Source organism: Roseibium litorale (assembly GCF_014842915.1).
Taxonomy (GTDB): domain Bacteria; phylum Pseudomonadota; class Alphaproteobacteria; order Rhizobiales; family Stappiaceae; genus Roseibium; species Roseibium litorale.
On the sequence record NZ_JACYXI010000002.1, the window covers coordinates 77,126 to 101,908 of the forward strand.

A 24,783-nucleotide genomic window follows, 5' to 3' on the forward strand; every position below is an offset into this window, starting at 1 on the left:
CGATTAGCCCTCCAGGCTCACGGGAAGGTCGAGACCATGTTCCTTGAGCAGAGCATAGCGGCGGGCGGCCTTGTGGTCTGCCTCCACCATCTCGCGGCACATTTCTCGGGCCGTGACTTCCGGAACCCAGCCGAGCTTTTCCTTGGCCTTGGTCGGATCCCCCAGCAGCGTTTCGACTTCTGCCGGGCGGAAATAGCGTGGATCAATGCGGACAATCACGTCGCCGGGCTTGAGAGCCGGCGCCAGATCGCCCTTGATCTCCTTCACCACGGCAGTCTCATCGACGCCGGTCCCCTTGAATTCCAGCGTGATACCGAGGTCAGAGGCGGCCCAGGTGATGAACTCGCGCACGGAATACTGCACACCCGTCGCGATGACGAAATCCTCCGGTGCGTCCTGCTGCAGCATCATCCACTGCATGCGGACATAGTCCTTGGCATGCCCCCAGTCGCGCAGGCTGTCGATATTGCCCATGTAGAGGCACGGCTCAAGCCCAAGCGCGATATTGGCGAGGCCCCGGGTGATCTTGCGGGTCACGAAGGTCTCGCCGCGGCGCGGGGATTCATGGTTGAACAGAATGCCGTTGCAAGCATAGAGACCGTAAGCCTCACGGTAGTTCACCGTGATCCAGTAGGCATAGAGCTTGGCCACCGCATAGGGGCTGCGCGGATGGAAAGGCGTTGTCTCGCGCTGCGGGATTTCCTGAACCTTGCCGTAAAGCTCTGAGGTGGATGCTTGATAGAAGCGGGTCTTCTTCTCAAGGCCGAGAAAGCGGATGGCTTCGAGAAGCCGCAAGGTACCTGTGGCATCCACATCCGCGGTGTATTCCGGTGCCTCAAAACTGACGGCCACATGGGACTGGGCGCCGAGGTTATAAACCTCGTCCGGTTCAATATCCTGGAGGATACGGGTCAGGTTCGACGTGTCTGTCAGGTCGCCGTAGTGAAGCTTGAAGCGGGCATTGTCGACATGCGGATCTTCATAGATGTGATCCACGCGCTGCGTATTGAAAGAGGAGGCGCGCCGCTTGATCCCGTGGACCTCGTAGCCCTTTTCGAGCAGGAATTCGGCAAGATAGGAGCCGTCCTGGCCCGTGATGCCAGTGATGAGAGCCTTTTTCACAGGAGCAATGTCTTTCTGTTTTGCGCCGCTCGGGGCGGCCGGACGGAGGCTCGCGGACCGAGCCTCCGCAAGTTTCTGGAGGACCGCTTATTCGGCGGCTTCCGACATGGGCGTTACGCCGCGCGTCGTGCCACGGCCAATGCTGGTGTAGCTGAAACCGTGACGGGTGACTTCGTCCGGCTTGTAGACATTGCGCAGATCCACGAGAACCGGGGAGGACATCGTCTCGGCCAGACGCGGGAAGTCGAGGGCGCGGAAGGCGTCCCATTCGGTCACGATCACCAGGACATCCGCCTTGGCCGCACAGTCATAGGCGTCCTTCGTGTAGGTGACGTCCGACAGCATGTCCGCTGCCGCATTCATGCCCTCTGGGTCATAGGCCCGGATGCGCGCTCCTCCATCCTGTAGAGCCTGAATGATGGAGAGGGAAGGCGCCTCACGCATGTCGTCCGTGTTCGGTTTGAAAGTCAGTCCGAGAACGGCGACGGTCTTGCCGCGCACGTCGCCGCCGCAGGCCGCAACGACCTTGCGGGCCATGGCGCGCTTGCGCTGATCATTGACGGCGACGGTTGTCTCGATAAGCCGCACGGGGCTGTCGTGGTCCTGGGCGGTCTTGACCAAGGCCAGCGTGTCCTTCGGGAAGCAGGAACCGCCATAGCCAGGGCCTGCATGCAGGAACTTGGAACCGATCCGGCCATCAAGGCCAATGCCGCGGGCAACGCCCTGGACATCCGCGCCGACGCGCTCGCACAGATCCGCCATCTCGTTGATGAAGGTGATCTTCATGGCGAGGAAGGCGTTGCCGGCGTATTTGATCAGCTCGGAGGTGCGCCGGTTGGTGAAGAGCAGCGGCGACTGATTGAGATAGAGCGGGCGGTAGACTTCGGTCATGGTCTCGCGGGCGCGCTCGTCGTCAAGGCCGACCACAATCCGGTCCGGGCGCTTGAAATCGCCGATGGCGGCGCCTTCGCGCAGGAACTCCGGATTGGAGACCACGGCAACATCTGCATCCGGGTTGGTCTCGCGGATGATCCGCTCCACCTCGTCGCCGGTTCCGACCGGAACGGTGGACTTGGTGACCACAACCGTGAAGCCCTTCACCGCAGAAGCGATTTCGCGGGCGACGCCATAAACATACGAGAGGTCCGCATGGCCATCGCCACGGCGGGATGGAGTGCCGACCGCGATGAAGACCACATCCGCCTCACTCACCGGACCGCTGAGGTCTGTGGTGAAGGACAGGCGGCCTGCCTTGGCATTGCTGGCGACCAGAGCGTCCAGGCCCGGTTCGAAGATCGGGATCTCGCCGCGCTTGAGCGCTTCGATCTTGTCGGCGGCCTTGTCCACACAGACCACGTCGTGACCAAAGTCCGCGAGACAGGCTCCGGACACCAGGCCCACGTAACCTGATCCAATCATTGCGATACGCATCATAAACTCCTGTCGGCACGGTGGCGTCTTCGTCGTCCGTGACCTGAGCGGCTGGTCATTGAGGCCCTTAAGTACCGGAACTGAGCCAAGAAGGGCAAGACCTGGATCAATTCAGGTCTTGCTGTTTCCTTCAGGTTTCTTTGCCTGCCGATGTGGATCCCTCCAGCAGCCTATCCGGTCAGCTGCTGGAGCCTTCCTCCTCATAGCCCCTCGGGTTCTTGCAGACCCAGGTCCAGGTGTCGTGGCACATGGCTGCCAGGTCCTTCTGAGCCTGCCAGCCAAGCGCGCTTTCCGCCTGGCGTGTGTCAGCGTAGCACTCCGCCACATCGCCAGCCCGGCGCGGGGCGATCTCATAGGGAATGGTGCGGTTGGAGGCGCGCTCGAAGGCGCGGACCATCTCCAGCACCGAATAGCCGGTGCCGGTGCCAAGGTTCACAGTCAGGCAATTCTTGTCGCTCTTCAGAGCGTGTAAGGATTCGTACGCCTTCAGATGCCCCTCGGCCAGATCAACCACGTGGATATAGTCGCGCACACCGCTGCCGTCCTTGGTGTCATAATCATTGCCAAAGACCGACAGCCGCTCGCGCCGCCCATCTGCGACCTGGGTGATGAAGGGCATCAGGTTGTTCGGTACCCCAAGCGGGTTTTCTCCGATCAGGCCGCTGTCATGGGCGCCGACCGGATTGAAATAGCGCAGGATCGCAAAGCGCCACTTGGGATCGCTGGCGGCAACATCCCGAAGCATTTCCTCAACCATCAGCTTGCTGCGGCCGTAAGGGTTCACCGGGCCGGTGGGGTGTTCTTCGGTGAGCGGCAGGAACTTCGGCTCGCCATAGACCGTTGCCGAAGAGGAAAAGATCAGCTTGTGGACACCGCAAGCCTCCATAGCCCTGAGCAGCGCATGAGTGCCGACGAAATTGGTCTCGTAATAGTCGAGGGGCCGGGCAACAGATTCGCCAACGGCCTTCAGACCGGCGAAATGCACGACACTGGTGACCCCATAGGCTTTCAGGATCTGCTCGATCCTGGACCGGTCGCGGATGTCACCTTGTTCAAAAGAAACGCTTTTGCCGGTGATGGCCGCAACGCGTTTCAGGCTTTCCTCACGGGAATTCACGAGGCTGTCGAGGACAACGACATCAAGTCCGGCTTCCAGAAACGTCACGCAGCAGTGAGATCCGATATATCCGGCGCCGCCGGTGATAAGGACTGTCATGAGGCGCTTGCTCTCCAAATGGCTTCAATGAATTGCTATGTGCTTATGTCTTCTTGTGAAGGCGATATTCCGGAAATCTGGCGAACTTGCAACAGAGCCCAGACTAATCGTGCCGATCGGTGGCGGAAATCCGCCTGCTCAATTGCTTCTTCCCATAAAAACGGGCATTCACGGCAAGGATGTGCCGCTTCGGTGCGATGGTTTTCAAATTTCTGACCGGTTGGATTTCATGCCTCATACTGCTCTTCTCGACCTGTCTATTGAGGCAGGAAACGCCATACTGGATGTTTATGGCTCTGCTTTCGGATCTGAGTCCAAGGCAGATGGCTCTCCCGTGACTGTTGCGGATGAGGCGGCTGAAAAGATCATTCTGGCGGGACTGTCCGAGTTGTTTCCGGACGTGCCGGTGGTTGCTGAAGAAGCCGTTGAAGCGGGGAACCTTCCGCAGGCCGCGAACCGCTACTTTCTTGTCGATCCACTGGATGGCACCAAGGAGTTCATTGCCCGTAACGGTGAGTTCACGGTGAACATTGCGCTCATTGATGCAGGTGTTCCGGTGTTTGGCGTCGTCTACGCACCGGCACTTGGCGAGATCTATTGGGGCGGAGGACTGCCGGAGGAAATGTGCGGTGGAGCGGCGCCATCGTTCGGAGCGTTTTCCGGCTCGGTTGCAGATGGTGAAATTGGTGAAGTCCGGTCGATTGCTGTCCGCCCGGTCCCGGATGAGGGGCTGACGGTGCTGGCAAGCCGGTCTCACCTGTCGCCGGAAACCTCCGCGCTGATCGAAAAGCTCAACGTCGCGGAGATGGTGTCTGTCGGCTCCAGCCTGAAGCTGTGCTGGGTGGCCGCGGCAAAGGCGGATTTCTATCCCCGCCTGGCCCCGACCATGCAGTGGGACATTGGGGCAGGCGACGCCGTGTTGCGGGCAGCAGGCGGTGAGGTTCTGGTCGCAGAGACCCGAGCTCCCTTGACCTATCAGGTCAAGCCGGGCGCTGTGAAAGCCGATCTGCTCAACCCGTTCTTCCTGGCGATGAGCACGACGTCAATCATCGAAAGTATCTGAGATGTCATCGCCTTGATCCTGTTTTCTAAAACTGGATCAGAGCTATCTTTGAAGCGTGCGGGTGTGGCGATGCCGGAGTATTTTCTCGGGATCGACGGCGGAGGAACGAGTTGCCGTGCTGCGGTCTCGGACCGGTCCGGCACCATTCTCGGGCGGGCACTGGCCGGATCCGCGAATATCAGCACGGACCTGGACGGCGCGCTTCAGACGATCCTCGCGGTCTCCCGCGAGGCGCTTGAGCAGGCGGGTCTCGATCCGGATCTGGTGCTTTACCCGGCCTATCTCGGGCTAGCCGGCAGTATGACCGGGCAGGCGGGGGAGCGGCTGAAACAGCACCTGCCATTTTCAGGTTGTGAAGTCCGCTCCGATGGTCTGATCGCTCTGGAAGGGGCGCTCGGGCCGAAGGACGGCATGATTGCGATCCTCGGCACCGGTTCTTTGTTCATGGCCCGGCAAGACAGCGAGGTGCGTGCTCTCGGAGGACGTGGGTTTCTGCTCGGTGATCACGGCGGTGGTGCGCGGCTGGGCCGGGCGCTTCTGGAAGAATGCCTCCTGGCCTGCGATGGCCTCAGGTCCTTTACACCGCTTCTGGAAAGGACCATGGCGGGCTTTGAAGGTGATGTGTCCAGCGTGATTGCCTTTGCAAAATCATCAGCGCCTTCAGCCTTTGCGGCCTATGCCGCAGACGTTTTCAAAGCTGCCGGACAGGGCGATGAAGCCGCGCTTCAGATCCTCGGCGAGGCTGCTCGTCTTATCAACCTGTCGCTGGACAAGATCCGCTTTGAAGGCTGCGAGGCCTTGTGCCTGCTGGGCGGCCTGAGCAAGAGTTATAAACTTTGGATTGCCGCGCATCACAGGGAGTTGCTGCGCGAGCCTGAAGGCGACGGCCTCACTGGCGCGATTTCCCTGGCGATCCGAACCTTCGGCTAGGGCCTGAAGTCTCGGAAACGCAGGTCTTTAGATCCGACTGAGATTGATGACAAAGTAGGCTTTCTTCTCGTTCGTCATGGCCGGGCTTGTCCGGGCACTCTGCGAGCCATTGACGTGTGCAGGTCCTCGGCACAAGGCCGAGGATGACGGTGGAGAGGCAGCAGCTTTATCAGCAGTCTTACGCAGAACTTCAGATCCGAGTGCGCATCCGGTAGCCGGGGGCGTAGGTCATGCGAACATGGGTGATCGGCAGATCGCCGTTCCAGGTGATGCGCTCGACCACGTAAAGGGCGGTGCCTACCGGGCATTCAAAGAAACGTGCCAGTCCAGCATCGGCAGAAATGGCGAAAAAGGCCATGTCGCCGGTCGTATAGGGCGCGTTCTGAACCAGCCATTCGTTCAGGCTGATCTTGTCCATGGGGGCAATCGCAATTTCAGGCACCGCTTCCAGATTGGTGTAGCGCTCTTCAAAGAGAAATGGCCGGTCATCCGCGTAGTGAAGCGTCTCGGTGTAAAGCGCGTCGGCGCCCGGCGGCACCGGAAAGGCTGCATGAAGATGCGGGGGCAGGGGCCGGATTTCGCGCAAGGTGACCACATGGCGGTGCGCTGCCCCGCGCGCTTCCACTTCCTCGCGGATGACCGGGATCGTCAGCGTGGCCTTGTGAGGCGGATTGATTGCCACCCGCGTCCCCGCCTTGCGCTTACGGATCACGAGCCCGGTCTCTGCTAGATCCCGGAGGGCACGGTTGACCGTAGTCCGGGCGCAGCCGAATTCCTCCGCCAGGTCCGCTTCGCCGGGAATGATCTCTCCCGGCTGCCAGACGCGCTCGTTGATGCGCCGCAGCAGTTCCTCACGGATCTGGGTCCAGGAATTGGGCTCTTTCACGCGCAGGTTCACAGTCTCTGTCTCAGCTCCCGCATGGTCCGGCGGTATCTTTCGCGAATGGCATCGGCGTTCTTGTGCGTGCCGCCCGTCACCACATGGCGGCCAGCGGACCAGACATCGGCAACCATCCGGTCATCGCCCGCAAAGATCCAGGTGTCCAGCGTTTCATCGCCGGCCGTTCCTTCCAGATCCATGGCCTTGCCGTCAAGTGCCAGAAGGTCCGCAAAACGTCCTGCTTCCAAGGCGCCGGAGGCGCGGCCTGCTGCCTGAGCACTGCCTGAAGCGGCCTGCTCGAAGACGATCCGTCCCGTGGAGCGGTCAGGGGTTGCCACCGTCGCCCGGCACTTGTCCCGCAGGCGCTGCGAATATTCGAACGTGCGCAGCTCTTCGGAGAGGGAAATCCGGATGTTGGAATCAGAACCCGTGCCGAAACGGCCACCCGCTTCCAGATAGCGCACGCCGTCGAAGATACCGTCGCCAAGGCTGGACTCGGTGATCGGGCAGAGGCCAGCGACCGCGCCGGTGCGGGCAAGACCGACTGTTTCTTCTGGCGTCATCTGGGTGCAGTGGATCAGGCACCAGTTGTCCTTCACCTCATGGGCATCCAGCAGCCAGTCCACCGGGCGCTTGCCATAGGCCTCTTCAACTTCAGCCACTTCGCCGACCTGTTCAGCCAGGTGCATGTGAAGCGGTGAAGTGCCTGCGAGCGTCACACAGTCGGCCAGCTGATCTCTGGTCACGGCCCGCAGGGAATGGGGCGCGACACCGATCCGCGCATCGGCTGAAAGCGCGGCAACTGTCTTTGATGCCGCTTCATGAAGTCTGTGGAACCGGTTGAAATCATTTCCGAACCGGACTTGTCCAGGCTTCAGGGGGCGGCCATCGACACCGCCCTGACTGTAGAGAACGGGGAGCAGGGTCAGGCCGATGCCGGTCGTTGAACTGGCGGATGCAATGCGCTCGCTGAGTTCCGCGATATTGGCGTAAGGCGTGCCGTCCGGCTGGTGATGGACATAGTGGAATTCACCCACGGCGGCATATCCGGCCTCCAGCATTTCCAGCTGAACCAGAGCGGCTATGGCCTCGATGTCATCCGGGGTGAGGGTTTCCAGAAAGCGGAACATGATCTGACGCCAGGTCCAGAACGTGTCGATGGCTTCCGGTCCGCGCCGCTCGCTCATGCCCGCCATGGCCCGCTGGAACGCGTGGCTATGCAGGTTCACAGGGGCGGGAAGCAGGGTCGCAACGCGGGTGACAGGCTCGTTTGCCGCGGGCAGCTTTCCGGCAGTCACGCTGGCGATCTTTCCGTCACCGGAGACTTCCACCAATACGTCCTTTTGCCAGCCGGAAGGCGTAAGCGCCTGCTGCGCAAAGATCATCTCGTGGGTCTTTGGGCTTTGTTCCGGCATGGGCTCAATCCTCGTTGACACGTTAATATGTGCATGCATAATCGCTAATAACGCGATTTAATCAAGTGTGGAAATCAGGCCAGTGACGAGCTTCCTTCTGACCAATGCCAAACTTGCAACGATGGTGCCCGGCGGCGAAGCCTATGGGCTTTTCTCTGGCGGCGCCTTGGTGGTGAAGGATGAAACCATCGCCTGGATCGGCAAAGAATCTGACCTGCCAGCCGCCTATGCCGGTCTGCCGAAACGGGATCTGCAGGGCGCTCTTGTCACTCCTGCGCTGATCGATTGCCACACTCACATCGTCTATGGCGGCAACCGCGCCCGCGAATTCGAGATGCGCCTTGAAGGTGCGACCTACGAAGAGATCGCAAGGGCAGGCGGCGGCATCGTGTCTTCGGTCAAGGCAACCCGCGAAGCGACCGTCGATCAGCTTCTCGAAGTCTCCCTGCCGCGCGTCGACACCCTGATCTGGGAAGGCGTGACTGTGCTTGAGATCAAGTCCGGTTATGGCCTCTCCATTGAGAGCGAGCTCAACATGCTGCGGGCTGCAAGGCGCATCGGCCAACTGCGCCCCATCAGGGTCAAGACCACCTTTCTGGCAGCTCACGCCGTGCCGCCGGAATACAAAGGCGAGCCAGACCGCTACATCGACGAGGTTTGTCTGCCGGCGCTGGATCAGGCTCATTCAGAAGGCTTGGTGGATGCTGTCGATGGCTTCTGCGAAGGCATCGCCTTTTCTCCGGAGCAGATCGCCCGGGTGTTTGACCGCGCAAAGGCGCTTGGCCTGCCAGTGAAGCTCCATGCCGAACAGCTTTCCAATCTTGGAGGTGCGGCGCTGGCCGCAAGCTATGGTGCCTTGTCGGCGGATCATCTGGAACATCTGGACGAGGCTGGCGTGAAAGCCATGGCCGATGCCGGAACGATCGCGGTGATGCTGCCGGGCGCCTACTATATGCTGCGCGAAACAAAGGCGCCGCCGGTGGCTCTTTTCCGCCAGTATAAGGTGCCGATGGCGCTGGCGACCGACTGCAACCCGGGCACATCGCCGGTCAATTCGCTGCTCTTCACCTTGAATATGGGCTGCACCCTGTTCCGCATGACTCCGGAGGAGGCCCTTGCCGGGGCAACGCGCAATGCGGCTCTGGCTCTGGGGCTGACCGATTGCGGCACACTGGAGGTTGGCAAACGCGCCGATCTCGCCGTCTGGGGCATCGAGCACCCATCCGAACTCGCCTACCGGGTTGGATTCAATCCGCTTGTTTCCCGCTATTTTGGAGGAATGGAATGAACCGTCTGGTTCTGACCCCGGGCAAGGTGCGCCTTGCGTATCTGGAGGAGATCTACCGCTCCGGCGCTGCCGTCACCATCGACCGTGCGGCCCGCCCGGCCATTGAGGCGGCTGCAGAGCGCGTGCGGGAAGCCGCCCAGGGTGCGGAAGCCGTCTATGGTGTCAACACCGGGTTCGGCAAGCTCGCCAGCGTCAAGATCGCCCCGGAAGATACGGAAACCCTTCAGCGCAATCTCATCCTGTCCCATTGCTGCGGTGTGGGCGATGACATGCCGGCCGCCATCGTCCGGCTGATGATGGCCTTGAAACTCCTGTCTCTTGCCCGTGGCGCCTCCGGCGTCCGCTGGGGCGTTCTGGAGCTGATCGAGGCGATGCTGGAAAAAGGCGTGACGCCCGTGGTTCCGGCTCAGGGCTCTGTCGGGGCGTCCGGCGATCTGGCGCCGCTCGCCCATATGACCGCTGTCATGATCGGGGCAGGGGAAGCTGATTATGCCGGTGAACGTCTGCCGGGTGGCGAAGCTCTGAAGAAGGCCGGGCTTGAGCCAGTTGTCCTCGGGCCCAAGGAAGGCCTCGGCCTGATCAACGGCACGCAATTCTCCACCGCCTATGCGCTGGTCGGCCTCTTTGAGGCCTGGCGCCTTGCGGAAACCTGCCTTGTCACCGCCGCGCTGTCCACCGATGCCATCATGGGCTCCACCGCGCCCTTGCTGCCGGAAATCCATGACCTGCGTGGCCACCGGGGCCAGATTGAAGTGGCCGCTGCCATGCGCCGCCTCATGGACGGGTCGGAAATCCGCGAAAGTCACCGCGAAGGTGACACCCGCGTTCAAGACCCGTACTGCATCCGTTGCCAGCCGCAGGTGGCTGGGGCCTGCGTTGATCTTCTGCGCATGGCCGGCAACACACTGCGTATTGAGGCCAATGCGGCAACCGACAATCCGCTGGTTCTGACGGAAGCCGGACGCATTGTTTCCGGCGGCAATTTTCACGCCGAACCGGTGGCCTTTGCCGCCGATCAGATTGCGCTGGCCGTGGCCGAGCTGGGGTCCATTGCCCAGCGCCGGGTGGCTCTAATGGTCGATCCAACCCTGTCCTTCGATCTGCCGCCTTTCCTTGCCAAGGATCCGGGCCTCAACTCCGGCCTGATGATCGCGGAAGTGACGACTGCGGCGCTGATGAGCGAGAGCAAGCATCTCGCCCATCCGTGCTCGACAGATTCCACGCCGACCAGCGCTAATCAGGAAGACCATGTCTCCATGGCAGCCCATGGCGCCCGCCGCCTTGGCCGCATGACAGACAATCTGGCGAATATCCTGGGGGTCGAACTGCTCTGTGCGGGTCTCGGGGTCGAGTGCCGCGCGCCGCTGACCACCAGCAAGGCGCTTCAGGCCGCTGTCGGTTGTCTCCGTTCCGAGGTCGCCACGCTGGATGAGGACCGCTACATGGCGCCCGATCTGAAGGCTGCGGCTCAACTTGTCGCATCCGGAGATCTGGTCGCCAGCGTCGGCGGCATCGCGCTTCTGTCCCTGGAGGCTGACCATGCTGCCGTTTGAGGTTACACAGGGCGGCAGCCCGGTCATTCTCGGTGTACCCCATGCGGGCACCTACGTGCCGCAGGACATCTGGGCGAAGCTCAATGACACCGGCAAACTGCTGGCGGACACCGACTGGCACGTGGACCGGCTCTACCGCGACCTTCTGCCCGGCGCGACGATGGTTCGCGCGAACTTTCACCGCTATGTCATTGACGCCAATAGAGATCCGGCGGATGTGAGCCTTTATCCGGGCCAGAACACCACGTCTCTTTGCCCCACGACCGACTTCGATGGGCGCGCGATCTATCTGGACGGCAAGGAGCCATCTTCAGACGAGATCGCAGCCCGTCAGAAGGAGTGGCACGCGCCCTATCACGCAGCGCTCGCTGCCGAGATCGAACGGGTGAAGTCCATTCATGGCATCGCCATTCTCTACGATTGCCACTCGATCCGTTCGACCATTCCGTTTCTGTTCGAGGGACGCCTGCCGGACTTCAATGTCGGCACCAACAATGGCACCACCTGCGCGCCAGCGATCGAGGCCGCAACGGTTTTGCGCACCAAGGCCGCCGAGGGCTACACAAGTATCCTGAACGGCCGCTTCAAGGGCGGCTGGACGACCCGTCACTATGGCCGCCCGGAAACCGGTGTTCATGCCATCCAGATGGAACTGGCCCAGGCCACCCATCTGGCCAGCGAAGATGTTCCTTTTGACTATTCGGAAGACCGGGCAGGGCGTTTGCGTCCGCATTTGGAACTGATCCTGAAAGATCTGGCCGAGATTGCGCTGAACCTTCCCCAGAGCCCGGCCAAAGCCCCACAAGAAAAGCTGGCGTAAAGCCTGACCACCAGAGGAGATCACTATGGTTGACCGCCGCCATAATTCCCGTGACGTGTTTCCGCCCACTGGCACGGAACTCAATGCCAAGTCCTGGCTGACCGAAGCGCCGCTGCGGATGCTGATGAACAACCTGCATCCGGATGTGGCCGAAAACCCGCATGAGCTGGTGGTCTATGGCGGCATTGGCCGTGCGGCCCGCACCTGGGATGATTTTGACAAGATCGTTGCCGCGCTGAAGTCACTGGAAGAGAACGAGACCTTGATGGTCCAGTCCGGCAAGCCGGTCGGTGTCTTCCGCACCCACAAGGATGCACCGCGTGTCCTGATCGCCAATTCCAACCTGGTGCCCCATTGGGCGACCTGGGATCACTTCAACGAACTCGACAAGAAGGGTCTGGCCATGTACGGCCAGATGACCGCTGGCTCTTGGATATATATCGGGACCCAGGGCATCGTGCAGGGCACCTATGAAACCTTTGCCGAAGCAGGGCGCCAGCATTTTGGCGGCGACCTCAAGGGCAAGTGGATTTTGACGGGTGGCCTCGGCGGCATGGGCGGCGCTCAGCCGCTGGCGGCCGTTATGGCGGGCGCCTGTTGCCTTGCGGTCGAGTGCGACGAGACCCGCATCGATTTCCGCCTGCGCACCCGCTACGTCGATGAAAAGGCGACCTCGCTGGACGAGGCGCTGGCCATGATCGAGCGATGGACAGCAGCTGGCGAAGCCAAGTCCGTTGGCCTTCTCGGCAATGCCGCAGAGATCTTCCCGGAACTGATGCGCCGGGGCATCAAGCCGGACATCGTTACCGACCAGACCTCTGCCCATGATCCGATCAACGGCTATCTGCCGGAAGGCTGGACGATTGCCGAATGGAAGGCCAAGCGCGAAAGCGACCCGAAAGCCGTAGAGAAGGCAGCGCGTGCGTCCATGCGCAAGCAGGTGGAAGCCATGGTTGCCTTCTGGAACGCGGGCGTTCCAACCCTCGACTATGGCAACAACATCCGCCAGGTCGCTCTGGAAGAAGGCTTCGAGAATGCCTTTGCCTTCCCGGGCTTCGTTCCTGCCTACATCCGCCCGCTGTTCTGCCGCGGCATCGGACCGTTCCGCTGGTGCGCCCTGTCCGGTGATCCGGAAGACATCTACAAGACCGACCAGAAGGTGAAGGAGCTCATCCCCGATGATGAGCATCTGCACAACTGGCTGGATATGGCCCGCGAGCGTATTGCCTTCCAGGGGCTTCCGGCCCGGATCTGCTGGGTTGGTCTCGGCCAGCGTCACCGCCTGGGGCTGGCGTTCAACGAAATGGTCCGCAACGGTGAATTGAAGGCACCGGTTGTGATCGGCCGCGACCATCTTGATTCAGGCTCCGTCGCCTCTCCGAACCGCGAAACCGAAGCCATGAAGGACGGGTCCGACGCCGTGTCCGATTGGCCGCTGCTCAACGCGCTGCTCAACACCGCCTCGGGCGCGACCTGGGTGTCTCTCCACCACGGCGGCGGGGTCGGTATGGGCTTTTCCCAGCATTCCGGCATGGTGATTTGCTGCGATGGCACGAAAGATGCTGATGAACGCATCGCCCGGGTGCTATGGAACGACCCGGCGACGGGGGTCATGCGCCATGCGGATGCCGGCTACGGCATCGCGATCGACTGTGCAAAGGAACACGATCTGAATCTTCCAGCCATCCTTGGTTGAAGAGACCAAAAACAATAAGAAGACCAATAGGTTCATCCTCCCAGAGAATTAGGAGACAGTGAGAATGAAAGCGAAGTTCCTCAGTGTGGTTGCCGCGGTGGGTTTCAGCCTTGGCCTGGCCGGGGCTGCCCATGCGGATCTGCTGGCCGACATCAAGGCCAAGGGCAAGATCGTCGCCGCAACCGAAATGCACTATGCGCCGTTCGACATCCTGAAGGATGGTGAATATCAGGGCATCTGCCACGACCTCTTCACTGAAGTTGCCAAGGAACTGGGCGTCGAGGTCGAATTCCTCGACCTGCCGTGGCAGTCGATCCTGCCGGGTCTGGAAGCTGGCAAGTTCGACATCGTCAACGCTCCGGTGACCATCACCGCCGAGCGTCTGAGCCGCTACAGCTTCACCCTGCCAATCGGCAACGCCACCGTGGCTCTGGCCAAGAAGGCCGGTGACAGCTCCATCACCAAGCCGGAAGACATCGCCGGCAATGCCGTTGGCTCCCAGAAGGGCTCCGCCCAGCTGGAACAGCTCAAGGCCTTCTCCGCAACCCTGCCGACCCCGGCTGACATCCGCGAATACGTCAATATCGACGAAGCGCTGGCCGACCTTGCCGCTGGCCGTATCCAGGGTGTTGCCAACTCCATGCCGCTGATGGGCTATGCCGCTGTTCAGCGACCGGGCCTGTTCGAAATGGTCATGCCGCCGTTCGGTGAGCCGAAGTATTTCGGCTGGGTTGCCCGTCCGGGCGACGAGACCGCTTCCCTGGTCGAAGCCATCAACGCTGCTCTCCTGAAGATGCATGAAGATGGCCGCCTGAAGGCGATCAACGAAAAGTGGCTTGGTACCGCTCCGGACCTGCCGGTCACAATGCCGGATGTAAAGTAACGCCGACCGCGCTCCGGCAGGGCTATCCTGCCGGAGCATTCGTTTTCACGGGCTGGTTTTGATAAAACCGTTACCCGCGGCAACTGTCAGTGCGGAGCGATCCCTGGTGGACTTTTCTTTTGACGTCATCGCGCACAACCTGCCGTATCTTCTGGCAGCTGCGCGGTGGACCCTTCTCATTTCCGTCGCCGGAATGGCGATCAGCATGGTGCTGGGCGTCCTGCTCTGTGCGGCCAGGCTGACGCCCAATCTGGCGCTGTCCGCTTTTGCGCGGTTCTACATCAGCTTTTTCCGCGGCGTTCCGCTGCTGGTGCAGCTCCTGATGTTCTTCTACATGCTGCCCTATGTCGGTCTGGACCTTCCGGCGATTGCCGCTGCGATCCTGGCCACCGGCATGTGCTCTGCGGCCTATACGGCGGAAATCCTGCGCGGCGCGCTTCAAGCCATTCCCAAGGGCCAGGCGGAAGCCGCCGAAGCGCTCGGTATTCCGTCTCTGGCCCTATGGCGGCGCATTCTTGTGCCCCAGGCCATCCGTCTCGGCCTGCCATCGCTGGTGAACGAGCTGATCCTGCTGGTGAAGGTCTCGTCTCTGGCCTCCGTCGTCGGCATCGGCGAGTTGACCCGCGTCTCCCAGAACATCACCGGCGAGACCTACCGTCCTCTGGAAATCTATGTCGCGGCGGCCGCGATCTATTTTGTCATCAATTTCGTGTTGTCGCGCTTTGGCCGTCTGGCCGAAAAGCGGCTGCAGATCGGGTAGGGGGCGGAGATGGAACTCGACCTTTTCGTCCGCTATGGCCCGGATCTTCTGCGTGGTTTTGGTGTCACGATCCTGTGCTGGATAGCCGGTTCACTCGGCGGGCTCGTGCTGGGTTTTGCGATTGCCTGTCTCTACCGCTGGAGCATCCGCCCGGTGCGCTGGGTGATCGAAGGCTATGTGGAGCTGATCCGTGGCACGCCTTTCATGATCCAGCTTTTCATCCTCTATTACGGCGGGCCGTACATGGGGCTGGTGCTGACGCCGGTTCAGGCCGGGATCATCAGCTTCGTTGTCTACGGCAGCCCGTATTTCGCCGAGATCTTCCGCTCCGGCTTCAATGCCGTGCCAAAGGGTCAGATCGAGGCGGCGCGCTGCGTCGGCCTGTCGGAGGCCCGCATCATGCGCCGGATCATCCTGCCGCAGATGCTGGTGCCGATTACGGCGCCACTGACCAATTTCATCATCATTCTCAGCAAGGAAACGGCCATCCTGTCGGTCGTGACCGTGCCGGAGCTGCTCTATGAAACGCAGACCATGGCCGCCGAGACCTTCACCTATATCGAGCCGTTCCTGGTGCTGTCGCTGTTCTACTGGCTGATGGTTATCGTCACGAGCTGGCTTGGCGGCAGGGTCGAGGCCCGCGTCACGCGCCATCTGAAGCGCACTTGAGACTGAGACAAGCAGGACACTCCCATGACCACACAGACGCCGTCCGCCACCGCCGAAGCGCTTATCTCGGTCCGCAACATGAGCAAGTCCTTCAAGGACTTTGAAGCGCTGCGTGACATCACGCTGGACGTAAACCGCTCCGAGGTGGTGTGCCTTATCGGCCCGTCAGGCTCGGGTAAATCCACACTGCTGCGCTGCCTCAACTTTCTGGAAGCCTATGACACCGGCGAGGTCCGGCTGGAGGGCGAGCTGATCGGCTGGCAGGAGGGCACTGCCCAGCCGCGCAGGCGCGTTGCCGCCGGCACCTTGCGCCGCCAGCGCCAGCATATCGGCATGGTGTTCCAGCAGTTCAATCTCTGGCCGCACCTGACCGCTCTGGAGAATGTTGCCGAAGCCCTGATCCAGGTGAAGGGTTTGGGCAAGAAAGCAGCGCAGGAGGCCGCCATGGCAGCGCTTGCCAAGGTGCATCTGTCGGACAAGGCCCAGAACCACCCGGCCAATCTCTCCGGCGGCCAGCAGCAGCGCGTCGCCATTGCCCGCGCGATTGCCATGGAGCCGCGGGTCATGCTCTTTGACGAGCCGACCTCGGCTCTCGATCCGGAGTTGGTCGGTGAAGTGCTGACCGTGATGAAGGAAATGGCCGCCGAGGGTATGACCATGGTGGTGGTGACCCACGAAATGGGGTTTGCCGCCCATGTGGCCGACCGGGTCGCGTTTCTGGATAAAGGGCGTCTCGTGACCCTCGCACCGCCTGCGGATATCTTCGGCCGCGAGCCCGACGACCCCCGCGTCCGCTCCTTCCTGCAGACCTACCGCGAGCGCAATGTGGTGTGAGGAGCCTGTGGGGGGCTGTGCTCTCCCTGCCGTCGTCCCCGGCTAGGCCGGGGATCAAGTCCACCTTGCTGCGAGCTCCGGCGGGGCTGAAACCTGCGCATTGCGCCCGTGCTCTGCGGTTTGATGATGGCTAGCTTTATCTGCCCTGAACTGCCGGAAGGGCAGCGGTGGCTCTGGTCCGGAGACTAGGCAATGGCAGCGGCTGGACAGTGAGAGACCTCGCTTGGCCGTTTTGCTGTGAGCATCCGGTTGATTACCTGCGCCAGCCGTTCGAGGCCCGGTGTGATCTGATCCAGGCTGACGGCGCCAAAGCCGAGGCGGATGCAGTTCTTGGGCGGCGGGGCCTTTAGGAAATGAATGTCGCCGGCTTCCACGAGAACCCCATGACGGGCAGCTTCTGTCTGAAGATCCGTTGCCGGCAGACCGGCGGGCAGCTGCAGCCAGACAGCGGACCCTCCAGTGGTCTGAGTGACGGCGCACATGGGTAGAAGCCGGTCGATCTCCTGAAACACCCGCCGCCATTTTCCAGAGAGGTCTTTCCTCTGGCGGCGGATATGCGCGTCGTAGTGGCCCTCTGCCAGAAACAGAGCCATGGCCCGCTGCTCCTGCGCGGGGGGGTGCCGGTACATCAGCCGCCGGAGCACCCGCATTTCCTCGATAATCGCAGGGCTTGCCGCGACGAAACCCAGGCGCAGACCCGGAAATAGCGGTTTGGACAGGCTGCCGATGTGGATCACCCGGTCCGACCGGTCAAAGCTCTTGAGGGCCGGCCGCTGTGCGCCGACGAAATTCAGCTCATGCTCGTAGTCATCCTCGATGATGATAAAGTCATGAGTTTCCGCGGCAGCCAGAAGGGCCAGACGACGCTCCATCGACATGGTGACATTGGTGGGAGACTGGTGGCCGGGGGTCACATAGACGAGATCCGCCCCCGCCAGGGCAGAGGTGACGCGCATACCGTTGGTGTCGACCGGATGGGCCTTCAGATCCGCGCCAAGTGAGAGGAAAATGTTCCGCGCATCGGCATAGCCCGGGTCCTCGATGTCCACCCGCTTGCCGGACGCACAAAAGAGGCTGGCTGCAAGATAGACGGCATTCTGCGCCCCGACGGTGATCAGGATGTTTTCCTCCGCCGCACGGAAACCGCGCTGTGGCAGAACCCGGCGGATGATCTGGTCAATCAGCATCGGATCGTCCCGGTCGACCAGATCGCTGATCCAGTTGGGTGTGTGCTGGGCAGTGCCGGCAAGGCGCACACAATCCCGCCAGCGGGTGATCGAGGTCTTGTCCGCAAGGGTCTGGCCATAAACGAAGGGAAACTCGTAGCGCCGCCAGTCTCTTGGTTTCGTGATGTGGTTCTGGCCGGAAAACCGGTAGCGGAGCTTTGCGTTCAGGTCGAGCGGTCTGGCTTCGCTCGGTAGACTTTCCTTGAGTTTCGCGTCCTGGCGGATGGTCAACTGTTCGCGCAGAGCCCGTTCGTTGATGAAGTATCCCCTCCGGCTGACGGGCTTCAGATAGCCATCCGCCGCAAGCCGCTCATAGACAAGAGAAATCGTGTTGCGGGAGACCTTGAACCGGGTGGCGAAGACCCGGGTGGCGGGCAGGGGCTCATGCAGGGGCCAGACCCCTGCGAGAATCGCCTCGATCAGCCGCTCCTGAATCTGATGCTGCAGGCGGCGTTTCGGATCAAACGGCGTTTCAAAGAATCTGTCGAGCATGGCTTTCCTGATGACCGGGTGTTGGGCGGCCCTGAGGCGTCCTTGTCATCATCTGCCTATTAATTAGGATTGCAAACCAAAAAGGCAGTTCTGGCACCATAGATTTCAAGCTCTGGCTCTAAGGGTGGTTTTTGCGCCGCAATAGTCTCGAATGAAAGCGGGAGCCGGACCCCGGGAGCAGAGCAGCATCCATCATAAACGTGGCCGGTTCCGTTCCAGAGTGTGAACAGCTTGGGGTCTCCAGGCGGAACAGGGGAATGTCATGACAGGTACACTCAAGGGCTTTAAGCCAAGCAGGCGTCAATTCTTGAAGACCTCCGCGGCGGCAGGTGCAGGCCTTGCCATGCCCGCAATCGTGAGCTCAAGCGTTTTGGCGTCATCCGGTGAAATCAACATCATGATGTGGTCGGACTATCTGCCGGAGAGCTTCGTGACCGGCTTCACCGAGCTGACCGGTATCAAGATCAACTTCACTGGCATTGGCTCAAACGACGAGATCATCAACAAGCTCAAGGCCACCAATGGCGAGGGCTTCGATATCGTCTCTCCAACGGTGAACCGGAACCTTCTTTGGAAGGATCTGGGCCTGCTGCAGCCTTTCGACATGTCCAAGGTTCCGCTCGACAAGGTCAATCCCTCCATGGCTCTGGGGGAGACCCATTGGAATTTTGAGGGCAAGGGCACCTTCTGGCTGCCGCATATCTGGGGCACGGAAGGTGTTGCCTGGCGCACGGACGGTTTCACGCCCGCTGGCGAGTTCCCGAGCTACTACGACGTTTGGGATGAAGCCAATGCAGGCAAGACCATGGGGCGCGCTCACTCGATGATGCTGGGCCTTGGCCTTGGTCTTGAGCGCCGGGGCGAAATGGAGCCGGGTTCCATCTGGGCAGCCTATGAAAGCCCGGAAAAGATGGATGAAGTCTGGTCCAAGCTGGTCGAGATTGCCATCAAGAAGAAGCCCAATATCAAGCTTCTCTGGAATGACGCCGACACCCAGAAGAACGGTCTTTTGAACGAAGGCGTGGTTGTCGGCCAGACCTGGGATGGGCCGCCGCTGGCCCTGAAGACTGCTGGCGAACCGGTCATGTACCGCGCTCCGGTGGAAGGCGCGATGGCCTGGGTTGACGGGCTTGCCATGCCGACCGGCGCGAAGAACATCGATCAGGTCTATGCCTTCATCGATGCTGCCTATAACGCCAAGCTGGCAGGGGAAGCCATCAAGACCCATGGCTACAACTCACCGGTCATCGGCGCTGCCGAATTTGGCGGTGAGGTCTATGCGAAGAACTTCGCCGATGCCTATCCGGGAGATGCGCTGGCAAAGCTGAACGCATGGCCGGCCGAAGCGCCCTGGTATTCGGAAAAACGCACCGAATACGCCAACAAGTTCATGTCAGCCTGACGGCCTGGCCTGATCTTGATTGGACCTCCGGGCCGGGCAGAGACATGCCCGGCCAAGGGAGGCATGTGCCTGGAACCGGGGCGGTTCCCATTGACCGGGTGCAGGACTGCCTTAAGGCAACGCCACGGCCAGCTGACGAGAGCTTCATGACCACAAAAGACATCGTGTTAGACCACGTATCCATCCGTTTCGGTTCCTACACGGCGGTCGACAATGCCCACCTGACCATCCAAGGGGGCGAATTCTTTTCCTTTCTCGGGCCTTCGGGATGCGGCAAGACCACGTTGCTGCGCTGTGTCTCGGGGTTTTCCGAACCCACCGAAGGCAGGGTCCTGATCGGCGGCAAGGATATGAAGGGCGTTGGCCCGAACAAGCGGCCGACGGCTCTGATCTTCCAGAACCTGGCGCTTTTCCCGCTGATGTCCGTTGCAGAGAACATTGCCTTTCCGCTGGAAGTGCGCGGCGTTTCCCGCAAGGAGCGGCGCAAACGGGCGGATGAGCTGCTCGATATGATTGCCCTGCCGGGGGTGGGTGACAAGAAGGTGCACGAGCTCTCCGGCGGCCAGCGTCAGCGTGTGGCGATTGCCCGGGCTCTGGCTGTCGAGCCGGATATTCTGCTGCTGGACGAGCCTCTGTCGGCCCTCGACCTGAAGCTGCGTCACCACATGCGCACGGAACTGAGGGCCATTCAGCAACGCGTCGGGCTGACCTTCATCTACATCACCCATGACCAGGGCGAAGCGCTGACCATGTCGGACCGGATTGCGGTGATGAATGCCGGGGTCATCGAGCAGATCGGTGATCCGGAGAGTGTCTACAACCGCCCGAAAACCTCTTTTGTCGCGTCCTTCGTGGGCGAGACCAATGCGATTGAAGGCAAGGTTGTGCTTCAGTCCGGCGAGATGGTCACGCTGGAGACGCCGCTGGGACCCTTGCAGGGCAAGGCCGCGGGTGGACGCCGCTACAAGAACGGTGACAGCTGCTATCTTTTCATCCGTCCGGAGCAGATGGAGCTGAAGGCCGATGCCGAGGCCCCCAATACGATTGCGGCCTCGGTGACGAAGGAAGAGTTCGAGGGCAATTCCCGGATCCTGTTCGTCAGTGCGAATGGCGTGGACATGCGCGTCACACGCGTGAACCGGGGGGGCAGTGACGGAATGGTCACCGGTCATGCTGTCACCTTCGCCTTTGATCCGGCTCACGCGACGGTTCTGCCTCACGGCCAGCTGGCGGGAGCGTAATCCATGACGGCTCTGCGTTCCCTCTTTCAGCCCATGGCCGCAAGGCATGGGCTTGGCGCTGCGTGTTTCATCGGTATTGCGGTGTTCGTCTGGGTGGTGTTCCTGATCGTCCTGCCGCAAATCTCGATGCTGGACTATTCCTTCAGGCTCAACCTGCCCAAGCCGGACATTGGCGGGCCGCTGGATGTCTACACGCTGGACAATTACGCTTATTTCTTCTCCGGCAATGACGGCCAGCTCAACACGCTGGACATCGGCATTCTGGTCAAGACGCTGGTTGCTGCCGTTTTCGTCACCCTCATTGATATCGTGATCTGCTATCCGATCGCCTATATCCTGGCGCATTCCGCAACGGGTGTGGCTGCCCGGCTGATGGTGATCGGCCTGATCGTGCCCTTCTGGGTCAACGAGATCCTGCGGGCCTTTGCCTTCCGGGTGCTGTTCGGGGCGACGGGTCTGATCAATTCGCTCGGAATGGGGGCGGGGCTTTGGGACCAGCCTGTCGACTTTATCCGGGCGGATGTGGCGCTCTATTCCGGCCTGACCTACGCCTATATCCTGCTGATGGTGTTCCCGATCTTCAATGCGGTCGAGGCGCTTGACCGCAATCAGATCGAGGCGGCCCGCGACATGGGAGCCAGCTGGTGGCGGGTGCATTGGCGGGTGGTGCTGCCTATCGCCAAGCCGGGGATTGCCTCCGGCGCGACCATGGTTTTCATGCTGACGGCAGGCGCGCTGGCTGCTCCCCAGATCCTCGGCGGGCCGTCCAATCTCTGGTTCACCCAGCTCATCTACCAGTGGTTCAATGAATCGGCCAACTGGCAGCGCGGATCTGCCTATGCGGTGATCCTGCTTCTCGTCTGTATCGGCTTCGTCATGATGCTGATGCGGGTCTTCAAGGTATCCATCGGGGAGATCGGACGATGAACAAGGGAACCGGCGGCGGCCCGATCGCGGCAGGGTACTCCCTGCTGTTCTTTGCCTTCCTCTTCGGCCCGCTGATCATCATGGTGATCACGGCGTTCAATTCCTCGTCCTTCCCGCGCATCACGCCCTGGGAATGCTTCACCACAGAGTGGTTCGACGAGCTGTTCGGCAATGAGCGGCTGATGGCAGGGCTCGTCAACAGCGTCATCATCGGCATTGGCGTCGTCGCTATATCCGTTCCGGTCGGCCTTGCGGGAGCGCTTGCGCTGTCCGAGGTCGGGCCGAAGGTGCGCGCCGCGCTCTATACGGTTCTGATCACGCCAATCCTCATTCCGGGCGTCGTGCTCGGCATTTCGACCATCGTCTTCTGGGGCGCGCTTGGCCGGTCGGTTGGTGCGGATTACGGCTCGATCTTCTTTGACGGCATGTTCCTGACGCTGGCGGGGCAGGTCACCTTCATCGCCGCCTATGCCATGCTGGTGTTTCTGGCGCGCTTGCAGCGTTTTGACCCGACCCTGACGGAAGCGGCGCTTGATCTTGGAGCAACGCCTGGACAGGCCTTCCGCAAGATCCTGCTGCCGTTCCTGTCGCCTGCCATCGGGTCTGCTGCCTTCCTGACGCTGCTGGCCTCCTTCGAGAATTACAACACGACGGTCTTCACGATCCTGTCCGGCAACACCTTCACCACCACTCTGGCCTCCAAGGTGCGCCACGGAACGGATCCCTCGCTTTCCGCGCTGGCCGTGATCATCATCGCGGTCACGCTGATCGGGGCCATGGTGCATGAAGCCTATACGCGCCGGGCAGAGGTGATGCGGACCGGTCAGGCCGCCCGCTCAAAGGTCTATGGCAATCCGGTGCTCAGCGTGCTTGCCCATCCGGCGATGGTGCTTGTCCTCCTGCTGGGGATGGGCGGAAGCCTCGCCTACAAGGCCAGTCAGATTGACGCCAGCGTCTGCAAACAGCAGATCCTGGATGAGAAGCGTGCCCTGCAGGAAAAGCTGCTGGAAGAGCAGCGTGAACGCATCCGCACCCAGAAGGCGGGAACTCCGGCACCGGCTGCGCCGTCTTCCGGTCCTGCACCGTCCAGCTTCGGTGGAGCGTTCAATCCGGGCAGTCTGGCACCAGGGGCTGCTCCCGCATCGCCGGCGGCGCCCCAAAGCCCCTCCGGCTTCGGTGGCGCCTTTGCTCCCGGCAATCTGAAGCCGAATTGAGGCAGGTCACGCCTCAGGAAAAGCCGTCTCGAACAGCACGTCATAGCTGTTTGAGGCGGCGTGGCATTTGCCCGCATGAAAGGCGAATTCGCCCTCGAGTTGGTCCAGCCGGTAGGTGCCAAGTGCGGCGAGGCGGGGCTGATCTGCAAGCTGAGACAGGCGCCAGGCGTTGAGGGCGGAGACCGCCGCCCAGCCGGCCCGCAGATAGGGCTCTGCCGCGAACTCTCCCGCACGCGGATTGCCGGTTTTAAGGGCATCCATGCCTGTTGAAAGGGTTTCAAACTGTTCAAGTATTTTCTTCAGAGAAATTTTGTAACTATCTGAAGATGATGATTTATCGATCTCAGAATGAGCTGCGCCGAGGAAGCTTTTCAGTCCGGCGCCGTTCTCCCGCCAAAGGCGGCGCATGAGGAAATCTTGCGCCTGCATGCCAGTGGTGCCCTCGTAGATCGCCAGCACCCGGCAGTCGCGCAGGATCTGTTCCACTGGCCATTCGCGGGTGTATCCGGCACCACCGAGAACCTGCATCGCAGCGCTTGCCGTTTCGAACGCGGTTTCCGCACCAAAAGTCTTGATGATGGGCAAGGTGAACGCGGCCTGAGCTTCCAGAGCCGCGCGGGTGTCCGGATCTGCGGTCAGCTCGATCCGGTCGAGCAGCAGGGCGAGATCCAGAACGGCCATGTGCAAGGTTGCGGCCTTGGCGGAAAGATCCAGAACCTGACGGCGTACATCGCCATGGGCGGAAATCGGTACAGCTGCCCTCTTGGGATCACCGCCTTGGTGGCGTTCATGGATGTAGCCGGCTGCGATGCCGGCTGCGCCGAGCGCAAGCCCTAGGCCTTGAGCGCCGGTCTGAAGGCGCATGAATTCCATCATGGTGAAAAGCTGGGAAAGGCCACGGCCTTCCTCGCCGATCAGGATGCCTTCCGCGCCTTCGAACTGCATCGAGCAGGTGGGAGAGCCGTGAAGGCCCATCTTTTCCTCGATCCGCTCAATGACGATGGCATTGCGGCGCCCATCCTCAAGCACGTCGGGGACAAGGAACAAGCTGAGGCCTCGCGTGCCGGGGGCATCGCTGGTGCGGGCGAGGAGGCAATGGCCGATACGGGGTGCCATGTCGTGATCGCCGAAGGAGATCCAGATTTTCTGGCCGGTGATGTGCCAGACACCGTCCCGTTGTTCGCCGCGTGTACGTATCCGGCCCACGTCCGATCCGGCGTCCGGCTCGGAAATACAGATGGTAGCCGCCGAGTGGCCGGAGCAGAGAGCCGGAACCCAATCTTCCCGCACTGAGGCATCCGCATGGGCCGCCAGAAGATGGGCGGCCGCGCGGCTGGAGCCGGCAAGCATCATCAGGGCTGTACAACCCCGGTCGAACAGCATCTGCGCCGCCGTATGCAGAACGACGGGAAGACCCTGGCCGCCATGGGCGTCGTCCAGATCCATTCCGATCCAGCCATCACCGGCGAGCGCCTGATAGGCTTGCGCATAACCCGAGGGCGTTCTCACCCGGCCTCCGTCCAGACGGCAGCCTTCCGCATCACCAGGGCTGTTGACCAGCGCAAGCCTTCCTTCGGCGAACTTGGCCGCTTCGCCAAGGATTGCCTCAACGGTTTCCTGGTCCAGATCAGGCCGGGCAGCCTGCAGGTCGCGCCAGCCCGGCAGGGCGGCCAGAAGGGCGGCCGAGGTCTGGGCCTGAAGCTGATATCCGGTCATGAGGC

The 24,783-nt window shown here is 61.4% G+C and carries 21 protein-coding genes; 14 read left to right on the forward strand and 7 right to left on the reverse strand.

The genetic code is table 11. The annotated features are described in order from the left end of the window. Positions 1-3: 3 nt before the first annotated feature. The 3 genes from gmd to galE all read right to left on the reverse strand — a co-directional run bounded on the left by gmd (position 4) and on the right by galE (position 3,769). Positions 4-1,122, reverse strand: a complete 1,119-nt coding sequence (gene gmd / locus IG616_RS04375) for a GDP-mannose 4,6-dehydratase (protein ID WP_192146862.1) — start codon at positions 1,120-1,122, stop codon at positions 4-6. Between the two features lie 87 nt (positions 1,123-1,209). Continuing rightward, the gene (locus tag IG616_RS04380; RefSeq protein WP_192146864.1) at positions 1,210-2,553 is read right to left on the reverse strand and encodes a UDP-glucose dehydrogenase family protein; all 1,344 of its coding nucleotides are present in this window, start codon (positions 2,551-2,553) and stop codon (positions 1,210-1,212) included. Between the two features lie 178 nt (positions 2,554-2,731). After that, positions 2,732-3,769, reverse strand: a complete 1,038-nt coding sequence (galE, locus tag IG616_RS04385) for a UDP-glucose 4-epimerase GalE (protein ID WP_192146866.1) — start codon at positions 3,767-3,769, stop codon at positions 2,732-2,734. A gap of 229 nt (positions 3,770-3,998) precedes the next feature. Between galE and cysQ the strand changes: the two genes are divergently transcribed. Both cysQ and IG616_RS04395 read left to right on the forward strand, forming a co-directional pair. Beyond that, positions 3,999-4,832, forward strand: coding sequence for a 3'(2'),5'-bisphosphate nucleotidase CysQ (cysQ, locus tag IG616_RS04390; protein ID WP_192146868.1), 834 nt, complete (start codon positions 3,999-4,001; stop codon positions 4,830-4,832). 69 nt (positions 4,833-4,901) lie between these two features. Continuing rightward, entirely contained in the window at positions 4,902-5,762 is an 861-nt protein-coding gene (locus IG616_RS04395) for a glucosamine kinase nucleotide-binding domain-containing protein (RefSeq protein WP_192146870.1), read from the forward strand. A 190-nt stretch (positions 5,763-5,952) separates the two neighbouring features. Here the strand turns inward: IG616_RS04395 and IG616_RS04400 are convergent, their stop codons facing one another. Together IG616_RS04400 and IG616_RS04405 are read right to left on the reverse strand one after the other, a co-directional pair. Then, complete coding sequence (locus IG616_RS04400) at positions 5,953-6,648, reverse strand: histidine utilization transcriptional repressor HutC (RefSeq protein ID WP_343072340.1); 696 nt, start codon at positions 6,646-6,648, stop codon at positions 5,953-5,955. An 8-nt stretch (positions 6,649-6,656) separates the two neighbouring features. Continuing rightward, a complete protein-coding gene (locus IG616_RS04405; protein ID WP_192146872.1) occupies positions 6,657-8,057 on the reverse strand; it encodes a formimidoylglutamate deiminase in 1,401 nt (466 codons plus the stop codon). Between the two features lie 121 nt (positions 8,058-8,178). Here IG616_RS04405 and hutI point away from each other — a divergent pair, with 121 nt between their 5' ends. From hutI to IG616_RS04445, 8 genes are all read left to right on the forward strand, one after another. After that, a complete protein-coding gene (hutI, locus tag IG616_RS04410) occupies positions 8,179-9,345 on the forward strand; it encodes an imidazolonepropionase (protein WP_209007307.1) in 1,167 nt (388 codons plus the stop codon). Then, positions 9,342-10,898: a histidine ammonia-lyase gene (gene hutH, locus IG616_RS04415; protein WP_192146876.1), complete on the forward strand. Its 1,557-nt coding sequence runs from the start codon at positions 9,342-9,344 to the stop codon at positions 10,896-10,898. The genes hutI and hutH overlap by 4 nt, the downstream gene beginning before the upstream one ends. Beyond that, positions 10,885-11,718, forward strand: a complete 834-nt coding sequence (gene hutG, locus IG616_RS04420) for an N-formylglutamate deformylase (protein WP_192146878.1) — start codon at positions 10,885-10,887, stop codon at positions 11,716-11,718. Before hutH ends, hutG begins: the two co-directional genes overlap by 14 nt. A 25-nt stretch (positions 11,719-11,743) precedes the next feature. Further along, the gene (gene hutU / locus IG616_RS04425; RefSeq protein WP_192146880.1) at positions 11,744-13,414 is read left to right on the forward strand and encodes a urocanate hydratase; all 1,671 of its coding nucleotides are present in this window, start codon (positions 11,744-11,746) and stop codon (positions 13,412-13,414) included. Positions 13,415-13,478: 64 nt separating this feature from the next. Then, complete coding sequence (locus IG616_RS04430; RefSeq protein ID WP_192146882.1) at positions 13,479-14,297, forward strand: transporter substrate-binding domain-containing protein; 819 nt, start codon at positions 13,479-13,481, stop codon at positions 14,295-14,297. A 106-nt stretch (positions 14,298-14,403) separates the two neighbouring features. Continuing rightward, on the forward strand, positions 14,404-15,057 hold the full coding sequence (locus IG616_RS04435; protein ID WP_343072341.1) for an amino acid ABC transporter permease: 654 nt from the start codon (positions 14,404-14,406) through the stop codon (positions 15,055-15,057). Positions 15,058-15,066: 9 nt separating this feature from the next. Continuing rightward, positions 15,067-15,726, forward strand: a complete 660-nt coding sequence (locus tag IG616_RS04440) for an amino acid ABC transporter permease (protein WP_192146884.1) — start codon at positions 15,067-15,069, stop codon at positions 15,724-15,726. 24 nt (positions 15,727-15,750) lie between these two features. Next, entirely contained in the window at positions 15,751-16,560 is an 810-nt protein-coding gene (locus tag IG616_RS04445; protein ID WP_192146886.1) for an amino acid ABC transporter ATP-binding protein, read from the forward strand. Between the two features lie 185 nt (positions 16,561-16,745). Here IG616_RS04445 and IG616_RS04450 read toward each other — a convergent pair whose 3' ends face one another. Beyond that, positions 16,746-18,278, reverse strand: a complete 1,533-nt coding sequence (locus IG616_RS04450; RefSeq protein WP_192146888.1) for an aminotransferase-like domain-containing protein — start codon at positions 18,276-18,278, stop codon at positions 16,746-16,748. Between the two features lie 262 nt (positions 18,279-18,540). Between IG616_RS04450 and IG616_RS04455 the strand changes: the two genes are divergently transcribed. The 4 genes from IG616_RS04455 to IG616_RS04470 all read left to right on the forward strand — a co-directional run bounded on the left by IG616_RS04455 (position 18,541) and on the right by IG616_RS04470 (position 23,062). Further along, entirely contained in the window at positions 18,541-19,680 is a 1,140-nt protein-coding gene (locus IG616_RS04455; protein WP_192146890.1) for a substrate-binding domain-containing protein, read from the forward strand. A 146-nt stretch (positions 19,681-19,826) separates the two neighbouring features. Next, on the forward strand, positions 19,827-20,921 hold the full coding sequence (locus IG616_RS04460) for an ABC transporter ATP-binding protein (RefSeq protein WP_192146892.1): 1,095 nt from the start codon (positions 19,827-19,829) through the stop codon (positions 20,919-20,921). 3 nt (positions 20,922-20,924) lie between these two features. Then, complete coding sequence (locus tag IG616_RS04465) at positions 20,925-21,848, forward strand: ABC transporter permease (protein WP_192146894.1); 924 nt, start codon at positions 20,925-20,927, stop codon at positions 21,846-21,848. After that, positions 21,845-23,062 carry an ABC transporter permease gene (locus IG616_RS04470; protein WP_192146896.1) on the forward strand — a complete coding sequence of 406 codons (1,218 nt, stop codon included), beginning with the start codon at positions 21,845-21,847 and terminating at the stop codon, positions 23,060-23,062. Before IG616_RS04465 ends, IG616_RS04470 begins: the two co-directional genes overlap by 4 nt. A gap of 6 nt (positions 23,063-23,068) precedes the next feature. Here the strand turns inward: IG616_RS04470 and IG616_RS04475 are convergent, their stop codons facing one another. After that, complete coding sequence (locus IG616_RS04475; protein WP_192146898.1) at positions 23,069-24,778, reverse strand: acyl-CoA dehydrogenase family protein; 1,710 nt, start codon at positions 24,776-24,778, stop codon at positions 23,069-23,071. Positions 24,779-24,783 lie beyond the last annotated feature (5 nt).